The sequence below is a fragment of the Halorubrum tibetense genome, from assembly GCF_042661865.1.
In the GTDB taxonomy this organism is placed as follows: Archaea; Halobacteriota; Halobacteria; order Halobacteriales; family Haloferacaceae; genus Halorubrum; species Halorubrum tibetense.
This window is the reverse complement of record NZ_JBHSWW010000602.1, coordinates 1-677: the sequence shown is the minus strand read 5'-3', so window position 1 is coordinate 677 and position 677 is coordinate 1. Positions and strand designations below refer to the sequence as shown.

At 49.2% G+C, this 677-nt stretch carries 1 protein-coding gene; it reads left to right on the top strand.

The features are described 5' to 3' along the window. Window positions 1-166: 166 nt before the first annotated feature. Window positions 167-677: hypothetical protein (locus tag ACFQEU_RS17205; RefSeq protein ID WP_379784128.1), on the top strand; the 511-nt coding region annotated here is incomplete at its 3' end.

Below are 677 nucleotides of genomic sequence, written 5' to 3'. Positions count from 1 at the left end.
GGCCCGTGGTGGTACCTGGGCAACGGGTGGCTGAGCTGGCTGCTCAGTTGGGTTTTACGCAGATACTGGTTGCCGAAAATGCAACAGATAACGCCATGTGCGAGGCGCTAAAAAAGCAATTGGTGCAAAACAACTTAAATTTATAACGATTAGTAGAGGCCCTGCTGTGGTTCAAACTACCGACGATTCAAATGCAAAGCAATTAACGAACGAGCCGAAGGCACCCGATTTTGATGCCCTTGGTGGTTCTAAATCGGCATCGGGACAAGCACCCGCCGGTACAAAATTGCTGTGGTTGGCGCTGGTAGTGGTATTGGGTGGTTCGGCCGCGAGCAGTTATTGGCTATTCCAGCAGATAACCCAGCAACAGGAAAATCTGGCTTCTTTGGCCGGCGCCGCGCAAACGTTAGAGCGAGAAAACCAAAACTTACAACAAGAGTTCGCTCAAGGTTTAAACCAGTTCTCACAAGCTCAAACGAAAAGTCAGCAGCAGTTTGGCGAATTTGTCGGTAATGTGGAAGCGAAGCTGGCGGCACAATCCCAGCGCTTAGCACAAATGACATCGAATCACCGCGTGCAATATTTGTTGAGCGAAGCGCAGTTTTTGTTGCGTCAAGCTAATCAACGTTTGCATTTGGAAAAATCACCCAGCAATGCGATCGCCCTGTTTAAATTGG